The sequence below is a fragment of the Defluviitalea phaphyphila genome (genome assembly GCF_001466305.1).
Taxonomy (GTDB): domain Bacteria; phylum Bacillota; class Clostridia; order Lachnospirales; family Defluviitaleaceae; genus Defluviitalea_A; species Defluviitalea_A phaphyphila.
In genome coordinates this window covers 11,516-28,008 of the sequence record NZ_JWID01000003.1, presented here as the reverse complement: position 1 = coordinate 28,008, position 16,493 = coordinate 11,516, and the positions used below count along the sequence as shown (strand labels likewise).

Genomic DNA, 16,493 nt, shown 5'->3' with positions numbered 1-16,493 from the left:
ATTTTACTCTATATAAGAAAAATCACTTACTTCTTCAAAAGTATAACTATTTTCTATCAATCCTTTAGATTTTGTCCATTCTAATACACTATCAAAACTTTCTTGTGTAATTTTTTGAGCCTTTGTATATTCAATTCCACTCTTTAGATAATCTTTAATAGCTTCTGGAAATCCATATTCACTTAGTTTTTCACTATATTCATCAGAATCCGTAGTATTAATATATTCTATTGCCTTGTTATAAGCTTTATAAAATGCTTTTACTTCATCAGGATGTTCCTGTAAAATTTTATTATCAAATAATAAAGTTCCTGCTTTAATATCGTATTCTTTCGAAGATGCTAAAAGATTTGCCCCTTGAGAAACTAACAAAGAAGCCTGAGGTTCTGTAAAAATTACACCGTGAATTTGATCTGCTAATAATGCCTCAAATCTTGCTGTAAAAGAAGGAATAACTACCGTTTCATATTCTATATTATTTTCCCTTGCCATTTCATCCATAATATATTCTAATACAAAGTTTGGCACTATAGATACAGATTTACCATTAAGCTCTTGAAAATTTTCTATTCCAGAATTAGGAGATGTTAAAAGTTTAAAATCTTCATTTATATCAGATGTAATTTTCATATCAAAACCTGCTTCATGAAAGGTAAGAGAAGTCATAATATCTGCTATAATTGCATCTATTTCTCCTGCTTGAACTGCTACATTACGATCATTAGGAGAATTAAAGGAAATTAATTCAACATCTACTCCTTCTTCTTCATAAAAGCCTTGTTCTTTAGCTACAATAATAGGTATAGCAGACTCTGCTGGTAATAATCCAAATCTTATCGAGTAATCTAATTCTTTCTTTTGACATCCAGTAATAGTTATTAAACATATTATAGTTATCATAAAAATTAGTATTTTTTTCAAAGTAATTCCTCCAATGCTTATATTAATTATTTAATATGGTCTTAAATTTTTCTAAATCATAATCTAAAAATATTCCATTTCTATGAAGTTTATACGGATTAGTTAATCTAGTATTTTTACCCTTTTCAGTAGTAAAAGCTAATAAAAAACCTATTTCTTTTAGCCATTTTATATTTTCTTCAGTATAAACACCAAAGGGATAAGCAAATACTTTTTTAGTAGTTACGACTTTTTCACATTCTTTAATATCTTTAATAAATACTTCCTTATCTATATTTTGTAATGCCATCTTACTATTTCCCCTAGTATGTAAAGCTTTAGTATGATTGGCATACTCAAAAATATCTCTCATTTTATCTAATTCTTTAAATGAAAGACATACAGAATAATCTTTAAAATTTTTTTGAGGTTCATTAAAAACCCAATCTCTAACTATAAAACCTACAGCATGAAAATTATAATGTTTTAATATTGGATAAACATTTATTAAAACTGATTTATACATATCATCAAAAGTTAAAAGTACAGCTTTTTCAGGTAATTCTTTATTACCATAATAAAAATCTATAATATCTTTTAATGACAAAGTCACATATCCCTCATTATATAAAAACTGCATCTGCTCTTTAAAACTATCTAAATAATGAAATAAAACTAAAGGTAAAATATCTCTATAATTCTGTTGAACTTTTATTCCTTTGTATTTATCATAATTAAACATTTCTCTATTTATGACTTCATGATACATTAATACTTTAAATTCTTTCAAAATTTTCACCTCCTCCTTATAATAAATTTTTGACAAAATAGAATAGGATTATAACATGTTTTTAATTTACAGAATTTTTTACATAAATCATCTAAAATAGTATAATTTTTTGAATAAAGTTATAATATTTTTAGTAGAAACTTATTAATAATTAAATAAAAAAGAACCTCTTTAATTACAAAGAAGTTCTTCTATAAATCTATTTATTACTAAATACTAAAAATTTTGAGCCAGTAAAATTAATTATTTGAGCAACAAAAATAACTATAATTTTAGAAAAAACTACATCTATATACAATATTTCAACAAATATTTTGATTAAACTAGACGTGATTATTAGAGAGATTATATTTATAAAAATAAATTGTATAAATTGCACATACCCCTTTTTTAAATTATTTGTATTGTTAAAAGTCCATTTTTTATTTAATGCGAAACTGTTAATAACACCTCCTGTATATCCAAATATTTGACTTAAAAGATAATGAACTCCTAAATACTTATTAAGAAATATAAAAATACTAAAATCCACAAATGTATTTATAATCCCTACTATAGAAAATTTATAAAATGTATTATATTTTTTTAATATATGTTGTATTATTTTTTTCATACTTCTTACCAAATCCTTTTGTATCTTTTACAATATAAATTGGTCGATTTTTTACTTCTTCGTATATACGTCCAATATATTCTCCCATTATTCCTAAAGCCAATAAAATAATGCCACTGAACATAATATTTACTCCTATAAGAGATGTCCAACCTTGTATATTTTTATCTGTAAAAAACTTTTTGAATAATACAACTAGTAAATAAATAAAACCTATTATTGACATCATTATCCCTATAATAGATGCAAATTTTAAAGGTTTATATGAAAAAGAAGTTATCCCATCAAAGGCTAATTTCAACATTTTTTTTAAAGAATATTTAGTTTCTCCTGCAAATCTTTCTTCACGAATAAATTCTACCTCTGTTTGTTTAAAACCAATCCAACTTACAAGTCCTCTAACATATCTATTTTTTTCTGGTAATGCATTTAATACATCACATACTTTTCTATCTATGAGTCTAAAATCTCCTGTATCTCTTGGAATATTTACATCAGTCAACTTGTCTAAAATCTTATAAAATATTTTAGCAGTAAATTTTTTAAAAAATGTTTCTCCTTTTCTTTTAATTCTTTTTCCATAGACTACATCGTAGCCCTCTTTCCATTTTTCAATCATTCTATATATTACTTCAGGTGGGTCCTGAAGGTCAGCATCAATAATAATTATTGCTGAACCTTCTGAAAACTGCATGCCTGCTGTTATTGCAGATTGATGCCCAAAATTTCTAGAAAAATTTATTAATCTCACATTAGAATCTTTATTACAAATTTCTTCAATGATTTTATCTGAATTATCTTTACTTCCATCGTTAACAAATATTATTTCATAACTTTCATTTAAAGTATCCATAATTTGTTTTAGTCTTTTGTAACATTCAGTTATAACTAATTCCTCATTATAAAGAGGTACAACTAATGAATATACTGTGGTATCCATAAAAGCATCTCCTTTCCTCAGGATTATTTTAATTTATATAAAGACATTCCATCTATCTTACCATTTCTTGATTTTAATTCATTATCAAGATTTACTCCATTTAACCTTATCCATTCTATAATAGAACTATTAATAGTTTCATTTCTATTTCTATCTAAATTATTACTTGTAGGAACAAGTGCATATTCAATAACATTTTTATTAATTAAATTTTTGAAATCTTCCACAGTTATAGGGTTATCATTTCCTTTAAACCCTCCAAGTATCATTACTGGTTCTTTAGATTCTAAAATTAACTTTGCTCCTAAATTCATGGCACTAGGTGCAGCAACTAAATAATCAGTATCCCCTTTATTTTCTTTGAGAAAATCAATTAAATTAGAAAGATTCACATAATTATTAGAACTATCTTTTTGATTAACAAGTTCTGGTCCTGCAATAGGTATTCGCTCATTATTACCATATATTATTGGAGTAAAGGACCATATGGCTGGTATTATTAAAAGTACAAATAAATAATTAATAATAAATTTATTATCATTTCTTTTCATATCTATAAAAATTAATACTAATACAGCTATAAATATAACTATAAGGCAAGGAACAACCCAATTTAACCAATTTTTATAAAGACTTTGAATATATAATTGTAAAATAGCAGTTACTGCAAAAATAATAGGAATAAATATTTTTTGTTGCTGCTTTAAAAAGTAAACCCCAATCCCAATAAGTGCAGAAATTGGGAATGATAACATTGCTAAATAATAACGATGTACAAGTCCTGGAGAAAAACTAAAGTAAATATACATAGGTATAAAACAACTAATAAAATAAAAAGTAGTTATATTTTGAGACATATCCTTAATTTTTTTATTAAAAAATAGATATAAATAAAATATACATACAATAAAAACTGGAAGCAAAAACCATGAAATCTGCCCAGCATTTTTACTATTATATAATCTAAATATTGATGGAGTTCCAGCTTCTCCTCCTGACCTATTATTAGAATGTTGGTTATTTTTTTCATCTGGCCTATTTTTCAAATTTGATGGATTATTTATATTTCGTCTACTATTTGTATCTGGTAAACTATTAACATTTGGTCTGTTATTCATATCTCTATTCTGTACATTGGTTTTTGGAGGAATAACATTAGAACTATCATTTAATGAAGATCTTTTAAGATAATTAACACCTATTAATCTTCCTAATCCATTGAATCCCATAGTAAGTTCTAATGCACTATTTGTAGTACTACTACCAACATATGGTCTATTTTCAGGTGGAGTCAAATCCACTGCCATTATCCATGACAAAGATATTACTAATAATACAAGTACTGAAACTGTACATGAAATTAATTTTTTAATAATTTTTTCTTTTGAAAAAACAAGATATGTTAAATATACAGCGGGAACAATCATATAAGCTTGAAGCATTTTTACATTAAATCCAAGTCCAATAAATATTCCTGCATATATAAGATGTTTGATGCTAGATTTTTGAGCTGCTTTAATCGCTTGTTCTGAAGCTAAAATTAACATTAATATTAATATGCTATCAATAGTATTATTTCTTGAGACAGCTACATAAATAGGAGTTAAAGTTAACACTAATGCTGATACAATTCCTACCCTTTTCCCAAATCTTTTTATCATAATTTTATATATAAAATAAACGGATAATACCCCAGCAAGTGCTTGAGGTAATAATAAAGCTATACCATTAAATCCTAATATTTTTGTAAAAAGAACTTGTATCCAAAGTCCAAGAGGTGGTTTATCTATACTAATAAATCCTATAGAATCTATGCTATTATAAAAAAAAGCATGAAAATTTTGTCCCATAGAAAATACTCCAGCTGCATAATATAGATTCCCAAGCCCCTCATTCCATAAACCCCAAATATATACTACACATGCTAATATAATGATTAGTATAATAGGTAAATTACTTTTTATTTTCTTTCTCAAATCTATCACTCCCAAACATCTATCTTATTTATATAAATAAAAACATTATCAAAAATTTAGAAATTATTAATTGCTTAGGTTTAATCAAAATTTATTTTCATTATAAATATCTATTGTTACAATTATGTCACAAATTCCCATAAATATTTTAAAAATTATTATCTAATTTGGATCAGTAATAAAAAAGTTCGTCTTTTATTAATAAAAGACGAACTTTTAAAACATAACTATTTATTTTTTTAAATTAATTTATTAGAATAATTATAAATATAATATAATATCAAAGATTATTAAAACTATGGTCTTGTTGCAGTTCCATCTGGTAATCTACTAAACAGCCAACTAAAATCCATTTCTACTGGGGGATATTTTTTTGCCTTTTCTTCGTTAAAACTAATACCAAGTCCAGGTTTATCATTTAAATATGCATATCCATTTTCAATTTTAGGACAACCATCAAATATTTCTTTTTCTGCTTCACTAAAACCTGCAAATTCCTGTATACCAAAATTATTTATATTTAAATCAAGATGCATTTGAGCAACTGCACCTATCGGTGATAAATCATTTGGTCCATGCCATGCAGTTTTTATTCCGTAAAGTTCACAAAATGTTGCTAATTTCTTAGCTGGTGTTATACCACCAATACTACTGATATGTACTCTAATATAATTAATCAATTGATTTTGGATTATATTTTTCCATTCAACAGGATTGGTAAATAATTCTCCCATTGCAAGAGGAGTTACAGTATGTTCTCTTAAAATCTTAAAGAAATCACATTGTTCGGGTGGTAAGCTATCTTCTAAAAAGAATAATTTAAACTGTTCTAGTTCCTTTACAAAAGTTAAAGTATCTGCTAAAGATAATCTTTCATGAACATCATGCATAATTTCTAGATCATTACCAAAATCTGTTCTTATATTTTCTAATAATTTTATAACACTGTTCATATATTTATGCGGATGGTAATATGCTCCTTTCGGTGCATTAACAGGTTTAATAATTCTTTGTCTTTTCCCATTAAAATTGCCTCCATATGTTCCCATATGGCAACGGATATGACGATATCCTTCTTCTATCAATGCATGTACATTTTCTTTTACTTCTTCAATACTATTTCCATCTGCATGTCTGTATAATTCAATGCCTTCTCTTGACTTCCCACCTAGCAAATCATACAATGGCATATTAGCCAACTTTCCTTTTATATCCCACAATGCTTCATCAACACCAGATATGGCATTATTTAAAACTGGGCCATTTCTCCAATAAGAACTTCCCATCATTGTTTGCCATAAATCTTCGATATTGTGAACTGATTTACCCTGTAACATAGGGTCTAAATATTCATCAATAGCTGTTTTAACTGCTTTATATCTCCAAGTAAAAGTTGCACATCCATATCCTACCAAACCAGGTTCTGATGTTTCTACTTTAACTACAACTAAATTTATGCCATTAGGAGCTGTTACAAAAGATTTGACTCTCCTTATCGTGATGTTATTCATAATATTCCTCGCATTCCTTTTGATTTTAATTTTTTACTGCACCACCTGTCATACCAGCAATAAAATATTTTTGAAAACAAACAAATAGAATAACTAAGGGTAAACTAGAAATTACAGAAGCAGCCATTAAATCATTCCACTTAATTTGATACTGAGAATTCAAAGAAATAATTCCTACAGTAATTGTTTTCAAATCATCACTTGATAACAATACAGATGAATACATATATTCATTCCATCCACTAAATAACACAAACATCGCAACTGCAGAAATTCCTGGAACAATCAAAGGTAAAATTATATTCCAAAATATCCTAAAACTAGATGCTCCATCGATTCGTGCAGCTTCATCAAGCTCTATTGGTATAGTTTTAAAATAAGACACTAACATCCAAGTGCTAAAAGCTACATTTGTTGCAGCATATACAATAATCAGTCCAAATAATTTATTTGTAAGATGATAATTTGATAAAACTGAATAGAATGGTACTACAAGCATAACACTTGGAAACATTTGAGTAAGAAGTAAAAAACTCATTAATTGTTTTTTCCCTCTAAATTTAAACCGTGTAACTCCATATCCTGCAAAACAAGCACATGTTACACATATAATCATGGAAAAAACACATGATACCAAACTATTTTTTAACATTTTCCCAAAACTATATGTATTAAAAAACTTTTTAAAAGAATCTAAAGTAATAGGCTTGGGGACCCATATAGGGGTTGGAGAATATGTTTGAGCTTCTGTCTTGAATGCAGTGGAAATCATCCATAAAATTGGGACTACGATGAAAATCGCAAAAAATATAAGTACAATCCAAGATAAAATATTTTCTATAAGTTTTTTCTTATTCATCTTTTAACACCACCTTATATACAAGACTAATCAAATAACAAATAAAGAAAACTAATATTCCCCAAGCTGCACCCTTACCAAATCTTAAATCTGTAAAAGCAGTTTTATAAATACCTAAGCTAATTAGGGTTGTTGCTTTACCGGGTCCTCCTGCTGTCATTGTAAAAACTTGAGTATATTGTTTAAACCACCAAACACTATCTAAAATAACAACAGTAGTTAATATTGGTTTCAATGAAGGCACTGTTACATATAAAAACTGTTTCCATCTTCCTGCACCATCTATTTCAGCAGCTTCATATAGGTCTTTAGAAATACTTTGTAATCCCGCTAAAATCATTGTCATTACTAACGGATAACCTTTCCAAATACAAACAAAAACTATTGCTGGAAAAGCCAATTCCTTAGTACCTAACCATGAAATATTGCTTGATATAACTCCAATATTTATTAATATATCATTTAATACCCCATACATTGGATTCATTATCCATGTGAATAGCAAAGCAACTACTACTTCTGGAAAGAACCAGGGTAACATAAATATTACCCTCATTATAGTTCTTCCCTTAAATTCTCTATTTAATAAAGTAGCTAAAATAAATCCCACTACAAAATGCCCAATGACTACTAAAATCATAAATTTAAAAGTTAGTAATACAGAGCTATAAAAATCTGGATTTGTAAAAGCTTCGATATAATATTTAAAGCCTACAAATTTCCATTTATTTACCAAATTAGTGTTGAAAAGACTTAGATAAACACCATAACACATTGGATAAATAATTAAGGTAGCAAGCATGAATACTATAGGAAAAATAAATAAATATCCATCTTTTTCATATCTTTTATTTTTGTATTTCTCCATTCTACTTTGTAAGTTGGCCATAATTGTCTTCCTTTTTATTTTGCTATATTAATTATAATCTTCTAATAAGTTATTAACCTCTTTTTGAAGACTCTCAATTGCTTCTTCATTAGTTTTCTCATTACTAAATACTGCAGAATAAGCATCTCCTAAAGCACTCTTTAATCCACTAATACCTGGAAATATACTAGTGCTTCTACAGCCATCTGCAATCTGTTGTAAATAACCTGCGTAATCATCTCCAGAAATATATTCTGCCTCTTGTCCTTTAGTTGTTGCAGGAATTTTCCCACTAGATTGCCAAAATTTTAAATCCTTATCATTTGATACGAAAAATTTAAGATACTTTGCTGCAGCTTCTTTTTGAGCATCAGTAGCACTATCACTAATTACATAACCTTCTCCACTAAGCATGCTTCCTGGAGCTATTCCTGGAAGTTTGAATGATCCTAGTTTTCCTTCTAATTCAGGATTGTTTGAATAAGCAACTCCTAATGCATTTGATCCACTTAAAAACATACTAGTATATCCCATTGCAAAATAAGTTGAAGCAACGGAATAATCAACTTCAGTAATACCTGTAGGAACAATATTATGAACATTATTCATATCTGTCCAAGTAGAAAAAGCTTTAGCAAAATCAGATTCTAATGATATATCTGTAACCCATTTCCCATTATCATCTTTTTTAACTAAATCAAAACCATTACTCCATAAATAAGCCATAAAACGGCTTTGTCCTGATGAGTTATTTGATCCAACCATTGAAAAGCCCCATTGGTCTGCAACTCCGTCACCATCGGTATCTTTTGTAAGTTTCTTTGCAGAATCTATAAATTCTTCCCATGTTGTTGGAACTTCAAGCCCCTCTTCTTCAAATCTATCTTTACGATAAATAACTGCAACTGGTGCGACCGCAACAGGATAATAAGTCATCTCTCCATCTAAGATACATGATTCTTGTACACCATTTGCCAATCCATTAAGTGTTTCTTCATCTAAAATTTCATTTAAATCTGCTGTTACTCCTAAGTCAAATAATGTTGGAATTTGGTCAGCAGATGTCCAAAACATTGTAGGCAATTCACCTTTAGATGAAGCCATTGCTGCTACTTTTGTATAAATATCATTTGATGAAATAGCTTGAATTTCAACAGTGATATTTGGATTTTCTTTCATAAATGCTTCAGCATATTCATATACATATTGACCATGTGGGTCCTCTGGAGCATATGCATCCATTATTGTAATCGTAACCTTTTCATTTTCATCATTATTTGTTGACGTTTCACCATTGTTATTATTTGTAGATGTTTTACTATTATTATTTGCACTCGAATCATTACTATCATCACTTTTGTTACCACATCCTGCCAATGTAAATACTGACATAATAACAATAAGTAATGATGCTAATAATTTCTTTTTCATAAATAAATCCCTTCCCCTCCATAATATTGATTTTTAATTTGGTTAATTAACCTATTTACAACCTCATAGTAACATTTATTCAAATGTCATTCTTCATATTATATAGTTTAAAATCACTATTTTTTTGTCAAGTTTGCATATAATCTCTTAACTGACTTACGATACTGGAGAGGAGAAATTTCCATTTTATTTTTAAATTGTCTCAAAAATGTATTTATACTGTTATATCCACATTTTCCCATGATGTCAGTTATAGAATCTTGTGTGCTTTCTAATAACCGTACAGCATTGCAAATTCTAACATTATTTATATATTCATTCAGACAATACCCAGTATATTTTTTGAAATATTTACTAATAGTAGAAGGATGTAAATAGAATTCCTCACTTAATATTTTTAAATCTAAATTTTCATAGTAATTATTATCTATATATTCTTTGATATCTAAAATATTTTTTTGAGCAGTCGTCATTACTTCTTTAGACCTTTCTAAATTAAAATATCGAAATAAAATTATAGTTATTTCTGTTATAATAGAATTTTGCATATATGAATTAAAATCATAATTTTTAACCTGCTCTTCTTTAAGTTTGCACAATAAATTTATTAGTTTATTAAATAATTTTTCATCTACATTCTTGTAATATTTTTTAAAATTTTCTTGTTTAGGTGTTGAAAATACTTTATAAATATCTTGGTCTATAAATAAACTTTTATAAAATCTAGGTTTTAAAGTAAGACCATATCTTATAAAGGGAAGTTTTTTTATTCTCCGCATATGATATTCTTTGGACCCAATAACTAATATGCTATTAGGCTCTAATTCAAATTTCTTACCATTAATATAATAATCTACAATACCCTCTTCCACTAACAATATTTCACAAGAATCATGGATATGATGCATTTCATTTTTTTCATATTCTCCTGTTCTTGAAATACTAAAATTATCTTCACATATAGCTCTAAAATGTTCTGGTTCATAATAGTCATTAATTTTAATTTCCAATTTGATTCCTCCAGTTTTTCTTTTTAAATAATATTATTTACAATATTCAAACTAGCTTTTTCTAAACAACTATTTCTATAACTCTTTTTGTATATAAAGATGCCCAACATTTTTTGATAAAATATTTTTATTTTTCATTTGTATCACCGTATTTCTTTTCTCTAATATACAAATATCTTTATGAGATAAATATTTTAAAATTTTCTTAATTACTTAATATTTAATTTTAAGTTTAAACCTTGTGCAATAATATGGCAACTTGTATTTATTACTAAAAACTGTATTTTATAATTTCCTAATATCTTGTTTAAAAATCAAAACCCTGATCCAAAATATTTTTTGAACTCAGGATTAGTATAAATTATATCTCAAAATGTTTAATCCTTTGTATTTCTTTTTTATCAAATTCTAGCATAAATATATCTGGCATTTTTAATGTTTTCCAAAAATCATAATCATACTTTTTATCAAAATAATTAAGTACTACAGATAACCAAGTCCCGTGAGTTCCAATAATTATGCTTTCATTTTCATATCTTTCCAAAATATCAAATATAACATTAATAGCTCTTTCTTGAACTTGTTTAAGAGATTCTCCACCTTCTAAATGAAAATCAAAATCCTTCCACTGTTTTGTAATAAAAGAATCAAAGTCATCAATAAATTGATCACTTACTTTTCTTTCTCTACAGTCATATATTTCTTCTATTTCTAAATTATTCTCCAATGCAATGTCTTTTATTGTATCAATAGTTCTTATATAAGGACTTGATATAACTTTAGTAATTAACTTATCTTTGAAAAAGTAAGTTACTTTTTTTACATCTTTTTTACCTTTTTCTGATAATGGCCTTACAAAATCATCTGGAACATATTTAACTTCTGCATGTCTTACTAAATAAATATTAGTTGACATGTGTATCCCCCCTTTTATTTATAAACTCAATTAATATGTTAATTCTATTGATTATATCAAATGTATCTCCTTTTATCTACATTTTTCAGTAATATACTAATTTTATGAATATTACTTGATAACTATTTATAAAAATTCAATAAAAAAAACCTAATAATAGCGTAAATAAGCAATCATTAGGTTTTTTAATTTATTTAAAATAATAAAATGTTATTACATTAATATCATGAATCATCGTATTGTACTAGATTACATCTTTTAAAGCTTTAATATATTCTTTATATGTATTCTCATCAAAACAAACCATTAATACTTTTTCAATACTACGATCTTTTTTTAAAAACTCATTAATCTCGTTAATTGCAATAACAGAAGCTTTATCAACAGGAAACCTATATGCACCTGTACTTATTGAAGGGAATGCTATTGTTTTAATTTTATATGCAACTGCAAGTTCTAGTGAGTTCCTATAACATGCTGCTAATAATTTATCCTCTCCTTTATTTCCACCCTGCCAAATTGGTCCTACTGTATGAATAACCCTCTTTGCAGGTAATTTATATCCTTTAGTAATCTTAGCCTGTCCAGTTTCACACCCACCAAGTTTTCTACATTCCTCAAGCAATTCTTTTCCTGCTGCTCTATGAATAGCTCCATCAACGCCTCCTCCACCTAATAAAGAATTATTGGCGGCATTTACTATGGCATCTACATTACATTTTGTAATATCACCTTTAATAACATCAATTCTATCTATCACTTTAACCACTTCCTTTGTTCCTATCATAATAAATTTTTCTAATATATGTTTAGCTTCATTATATTAATAAAATAAGTTGATTAAAAATAAAAATTTTTATTTTTTATAATTATTTAAAAAGTTTTTTTAGTAATTTAAATATATCAAAAGATGTTTTATTATATACTTTATTATATACATATTTTTTTGGATCTCGAACCCAACCATATCCTCTAGGCATTTTTAATCCTGCTCTATGTATAATCTGCCTTTTTATACTTGTTCTTGCTGATATTCTCTTTTTTAAACTTGGCTTTCTCATCCCAATTTTCATTTAAAATATCTCCTTTTTGATTTAATTAAAAATGTTTAATTATTATTTTGATAAAAAATTGTTCTAACTTTTAATTTTAAAATTACAGTATTTAATTTTATCCTAAAAACACATGTTCATTATGCCATCTTAAAAATTTAGGGTCAGGTTTTTCAAACACTGTGTCAGGAATTGTTGCAAGTTTTTTCCCATGATAAGCATAATATTCTCTACCATTTCCATAATCTTCTTTAATTCTTTTGCTAACTTCAATGTGTAAATTCTCATCTATTGTTATATATCCTCTATCAAATAATGTATGTAAATCTCTTCTTAACAACAATCCATTAGTTATACTATGTGGACCTTTTTGAGAATACGGTTTAATATGTGCCGCCTCCAGCACCGGTAATGTTTTTTCTCCTGTTATTGCACAACGTCTATTATAAGCTTCTGTCACCAATACTCTAAAAGTACCTTGTCCTATTCGAGGATAAATAACTTGTTTTTGTCCATATCTGTTTGCCATATTATTTTCACACACTATATTTACTGATACATTTTTATTTAATCTTTTTTGTATCTGTTGATATAATTTTTTACCAATTACTGTATTAGTATCATAAGTTTTTCCTCGAACAATATTAGGACTCCAATCTTCTGGCACTGCTATCCATTCATTCTTATTAAAGAAAAAAGGAGAAGTAAGAATTATACATCCAATAACTGGATCAGGGTCTTTTTTCCTATCTGTTTTCCTGTATTTATAAATTGTATCACGAAAACTATAATAATTTTCTGTACCATTTTTATTACCAAATGCTTCCCAAGCTAAAGAAATTGGTAAAGGTACATATCTAACAAAAATACCTCCCCCAACTATAAAATTTAATGGATGATGTAATTTAAATAGAAATAAATCATTAACTCCTATTGCCTTAAAAGTTTGCTTTCCTTTAGGTTGCCAAAAATTCACCTCATCAGGTTTGATATTTGCTAAAAAATTATACCAATTATTGTCAGTCACTCCAACAAAAAATTTCATCTTAGAGCTCTCCCTAGACAAAATTCACATTAATTATATATATTTTTTCAAATTATAAGATTATTCTAATTTATATTATATATATATTTATATTTATTTTCTACATAATCTTTAAACAAAAATCACTTCATATATTTTAATCTGAAGTGATTTTAAGCTATAACTTATTTTTTTAATTTATTTTAAATAATCTTATTCATAAATTCCATAAGCTTTGTTAATATCTTGTACAAAAATAATACCATTTCCTGGTTTATCAATTTCTAATTCTTTTCTTATTGAAGATACAATTTTTTCTGTTAAATCTTTTTTAGATAAAATCATGACCATTTCTTTTTCAGGTTCTATATCCATATTAAATAATTTGGTCATTTCATTTACACCAGAACCTCTTGCATTAACTATTGTTCCACCTTTTGACCCAACAGCTTTTGCAGCTTCAATTACTTCTTCAGCTTTTCCTCTATTAACAATTGTAATAATAATCTGATACATTGATTTGTTAACACCTCTTTCTTCTTTATGTTCTCCTCTCTTATAACATCTAGACCCTATAATATTGCAGGTACTAATTGTAAAAGCAATACCATGATTAGGCTTTTCAAATTTAAATTCTTTGTTTAATTCTGTTATAACATGGTCTGCAGTATTATAGTCTGCTCCTAATAAAACTATTTCCTTTCTTTCATCATATAAAGATAAAAAATTTAATAGCGAATTATTTACCGTTCCTCTTCCAAAAAAAATAGTGCCACCAGGAACCCCATGTTTTTTTGCTTTTTTTAATATCTTACTACCCATTCCATAATTAACTATTACATAAATTAATTCAAAAAGAGATATATCATCAAATTCAGCCATTTTTACTTTCAACTCCTTTTTTTCTTAACTTTATTGCAAATATTAAGCCTAAAATTTCTAATGTGATAATTGGTGTCATGGAAACGGTAGCAATCATACCAAAACCATCAACCATTAAGTTGGCCTCTTCAAAAGCATTAGCAGCCCCTTGTATAAAAGCTAAAATAAATGTAGCAGTCATAGGTCCAGTGGCTACTCCTCCTGCATCAAATGCAATTCCTACAAAAAGCTTGGGGATAAAAAACATCATTAATAAACATATAATATATCCTGGCAACAAATAATGCCATAATTGTATTTTTGGTATTAAAATACGGATAACCGATAATGCAACAGCTAAACCTACTCCTATTGCGAGAGGAATTAAAACAACTTTTCTTTTTATATAACCACTCGTTACATCTTCAATCTGATGAGTTAAAACATAAACAGCCGGTTCTGCTAAAATAGTTACAAAACCTAAAATAAAACCAATAATTATTATATATATTTTATTATCTGACAAAACTAAATCATTTCCAATGCTTGTTCCAACATCCATAAACCCAGCATTTACTCCTAACAAAAATATAAATAAACCTATAAAAGTAAAAATAAATCCTGTAAGTAATTTTCTAAGTTCTTTTTTCTTTAATCTAAGAGAAATTTTTTGTAAAACTAATAATATTACAAGCAGTGGCAAAATAGCTATAAAGCTTTCCATTAAACAATTAGGAATTATTTTTATAAATGCTTCTAATACTGAGTTTAAACTAGAAATCTCCGAATTAATTTCAGCAGAAAATTCATTAGGTTTTGAAAATATATCTAAAATCAATACTGATATAATTGCACCAGTGGATGCAATAGCAACTAATCCAAAGCTATCTTTTTCAGAAGCCTTACTATCTTTTTTCAATTTTGATATTCCTGTAGATAAAGATAAAATAAACGGTACAGCTAATATCCCCGTAGTTGACCCTGACGCATCAAAAGATATTGCTAAAAATTCACGAGAAGAAAATATCGCTAATACAAAAGTAATTAAATATAAAACAAAGAGAATTTTATATAAAGGAATATTATAAAAAATCCTTATAAATCCTAACACCAACATAATTGCTAATCCTATTGACACGATAATAAGAATACTTATTTTTGATATTTGTCCCAAAGTAACTATATTTATTTGATGGGCAAGAACCATCAATCCCGGCTCCGCTATTGATATAAAAAAACCAAATATTAATCCTGCTATTAAAACTATCCATAATTTATTTGTTTTAGCAATGGATGCTCCTGTTAAACTACCAAAAGGAGTAATTCCTATATCTACTCCTAATAAAAATATGGTTAATCCTAAGATTACAAATAAAGCCCCAATTAAAAATCTAATAATTAAAGTCGTATCCATTGGAGATATAGTAAAGTTAAGTATTAATACTAATAAAATAATGGGGACAACTGATAAAAATACTTCTTTAACCCTCGAAACAATTACATTCAATATTGGCCATCCTTTCTTTATATTCATGCTTTTTAAGTCTCTTAGGTAATTTATTGAAGTCTTAACATTTTATAAGTCATATCTGAATTTTAATATCAATTTAAAGAAATAATTTTTCAAAGTTATTAGTTAAAAAAATCATATTATTAATATAATTTTTATAATTATTAAGTAAAAATATTATTAGTATTTATAGTCAAGCATAATATTATTATAAATCTATAAATTTATCAAT

The 16,493-nt window shown here is 26.8% G+C and carries 16 protein-coding genes; all 16 read right to left on the bottom strand.

From position 1 onward, the window contains the following. Positions 1–3 precede the first annotated feature (3 nt). Positions 4–921 carry an ABC transporter substrate-binding protein gene (locus tag OM90_RS02810; RefSeq protein WP_058485374.1) on the bottom strand — a complete coding sequence of 306 codons (918 nt, stop codon included), beginning with the start codon at positions 919–921 and terminating at the stop codon, positions 4–6. Between the two features lie 22 nt (positions 922–943). After that, positions 944–1,690: a polysaccharide deacetylase family protein gene (locus tag OM90_RS02805; protein ID WP_058485373.1), complete on the bottom strand. Its 747-nt coding sequence runs from the start codon at positions 1,688–1,690 to the stop codon at positions 944–946. Positions 1,691–1,889: 199 nt separating this feature from the next. Then, entirely contained in the window at positions 1,890–2,303 is a 414-nt protein-coding gene (locus tag OM90_RS13495; RefSeq protein WP_058485372.1) for a GtrA family protein, read from the bottom strand. Then, positions 2,266–3,243 (bottom strand): glycosyltransferase family 2 protein, encoded by a 978-nt coding sequence (locus OM90_RS02795; RefSeq protein ID WP_058485371.1) that lies wholly within the window; start codon positions 3,241–3,243, stop codon positions 2,266–2,268. Before OM90_RS02795 ends, OM90_RS13495 begins: the two co-directional genes overlap by 38 nt. A 23-nt stretch (positions 3,244–3,266) precedes the next feature. Beyond that, on the bottom strand, positions 3,267–5,219 hold the full coding sequence (locus tag OM90_RS02790) for an ArnT family glycosyltransferase (protein WP_058485370.1): 1,953 nt from the start codon (positions 5,217–5,219) through the stop codon (positions 3,267–3,269). Between the two features lie 296 nt (positions 5,220–5,515). After that, complete coding sequence (locus tag OM90_RS02785) at positions 5,516–6,730, bottom strand: enolase C-terminal domain-like protein (protein ID WP_058485369.1); 1,215 nt, start codon at positions 6,728–6,730, stop codon at positions 5,516–5,518. A 25-nt stretch (positions 6,731–6,755) separates the two neighbouring features. After that, positions 6,756–7,589, bottom strand: coding sequence for a carbohydrate ABC transporter permease (locus OM90_RS02780; protein WP_058485368.1), 834 nt, complete (start codon positions 7,587–7,589; stop codon positions 6,756–6,758). Continuing rightward, positions 7,582–8,478 carry a carbohydrate ABC transporter permease gene (locus tag OM90_RS02775; RefSeq protein WP_242860847.1) on the bottom strand — a complete coding sequence of 299 codons (897 nt, stop codon included), beginning with the start codon at positions 8,476–8,478 and terminating at the stop codon, positions 7,582–7,584. The genes OM90_RS02780 and OM90_RS02775 overlap by 8 nt, the downstream gene beginning before the upstream one ends. A 27-nt stretch (positions 8,479–8,505) precedes the next feature. Further along, positions 8,506–9,888 (bottom strand): ABC transporter substrate-binding protein, encoded by a 1,383-nt coding sequence (locus tag OM90_RS02770; RefSeq protein ID WP_058485367.1) that lies wholly within the window; start codon positions 9,886–9,888, stop codon positions 8,506–8,508. A 116-nt stretch (positions 9,889–10,004) separates the two neighbouring features. Further along, complete coding sequence (locus tag OM90_RS12565) at positions 10,005–10,898, bottom strand: AraC family transcriptional regulator (RefSeq protein WP_058485366.1); 894 nt, start codon at positions 10,896–10,898, stop codon at positions 10,005–10,007. 361 nt (positions 10,899–11,259) lie between these two features. Then, positions 11,260–11,814: a histidine phosphatase family protein gene (locus OM90_RS02760; RefSeq protein ID WP_058485365.1), complete on the bottom strand. Its 555-nt coding sequence runs from the start codon at positions 11,812–11,814 to the stop codon at positions 11,260–11,262. A 244-nt stretch (positions 11,815–12,058) separates the two neighbouring features. Further along, positions 12,059–12,601: an O-acetyl-ADP-ribose deacetylase gene (locus OM90_RS02755; RefSeq protein ID WP_330381816.1), complete on the bottom strand. Its 543-nt coding sequence runs from the start codon at positions 12,599–12,601 to the stop codon at positions 12,059–12,061. An 82-nt stretch (positions 12,602–12,683) separates the two neighbouring features. Beyond that, a complete protein-coding gene (locus OM90_RS02750; RefSeq protein WP_058485364.1) occupies positions 12,684–12,887 on the bottom strand; it encodes a hypothetical protein in 204 nt (67 codons plus the stop codon). A 97-nt stretch (positions 12,888–12,984) separates the two neighbouring features. Next, a complete protein-coding gene (locus tag OM90_RS02745) occupies positions 12,985–13,911 on the bottom strand; it encodes an HNH endonuclease (protein ID WP_058485363.1) in 927 nt (308 codons plus the stop codon). A 192-nt stretch (positions 13,912–14,103) separates the two neighbouring features. After that, positions 14,104–14,772 (bottom strand): P-II family nitrogen regulator, encoded by a 669-nt coding sequence (locus tag OM90_RS02740; RefSeq protein ID WP_058485362.1) that lies wholly within the window; start codon positions 14,770–14,772, stop codon positions 14,104–14,106. Further along, a complete protein-coding gene (locus OM90_RS02735) occupies positions 14,765–16,258 on the bottom strand; it encodes a DUF1538 domain-containing protein (RefSeq protein WP_058485582.1) in 1,494 nt (497 codons plus the stop codon). The genes OM90_RS02740 and OM90_RS02735 overlap by 8 nt, the downstream gene beginning before the upstream one ends. Positions 16,259–16,493 lie beyond the last annotated feature (235 nt).

Coding starts and splice junctions, on each gene's coding strand:
- OM90_RS13495 (WP_058485372.1), bottom strand. CDS start 2,303: ATGAAAAAAATAATACAACATATATTAAAAAAATATAATACATTTTAT.
- OM90_RS02795 (WP_058485371.1), bottom strand. CDS start 3,243: ATGGATACCACAGTATATTCATTAGTTGTACCTCTTTATAATGAGGAA.
- OM90_RS02785 (WP_058485369.1), bottom strand. CDS start 6,730: ATGAATAACATCACGATAAGGAGAGTCAAATCTTTTGTAACAGCTCCT.
- OM90_RS02780 (WP_058485368.1), bottom strand. CDS start 7,589: ATGAATAAGAAAAAACTTATAGAAAATATTTTATCTTGGATTGTACTT.
- OM90_RS02775 (WP_242860847.1), bottom strand. CDS start 8,478: ATGGCCAACTTACAAAGTAGAATGGAGAAATACAAAAATAAAAGATAT.
- OM90_RS02770 (WP_058485367.1), bottom strand. CDS start 9,888: ATGAAAAAGAAATTATTAGCATCATTACTTATTGTTATTATGTCAGTA.
- OM90_RS02760 (WP_058485365.1), bottom strand. CDS start 11,814: ATGTCAACTAATATTTATTTAGTAAGACATGCAGAAGTTAAATATGTT.
- OM90_RS02755 (WP_330381816.1), bottom strand. CDS start 12,601: ATGATAGGAACAAAGGAAGTGGTTAAAGTGATAGATAGAATTGATGTT.
- OM90_RS02750 (WP_058485364.1), bottom strand. CDS start 12,887: ATGAAAATTGGGATGAGAAAGCCAAGTTTAAAAAAGAGAATATCAGCA.
- OM90_RS02745 (WP_058485363.1), bottom strand. CDS start 13,911: ATGAAATTTTTTGTTGGAGTGACTGACAATAATTGGTATAATTTTTTA.
- OM90_RS02740 (WP_058485362.1), bottom strand. CDS start 14,772: ATGGCTGAATTTGATGATATATCTCTTTTTGAATTAATTTATGTAATA.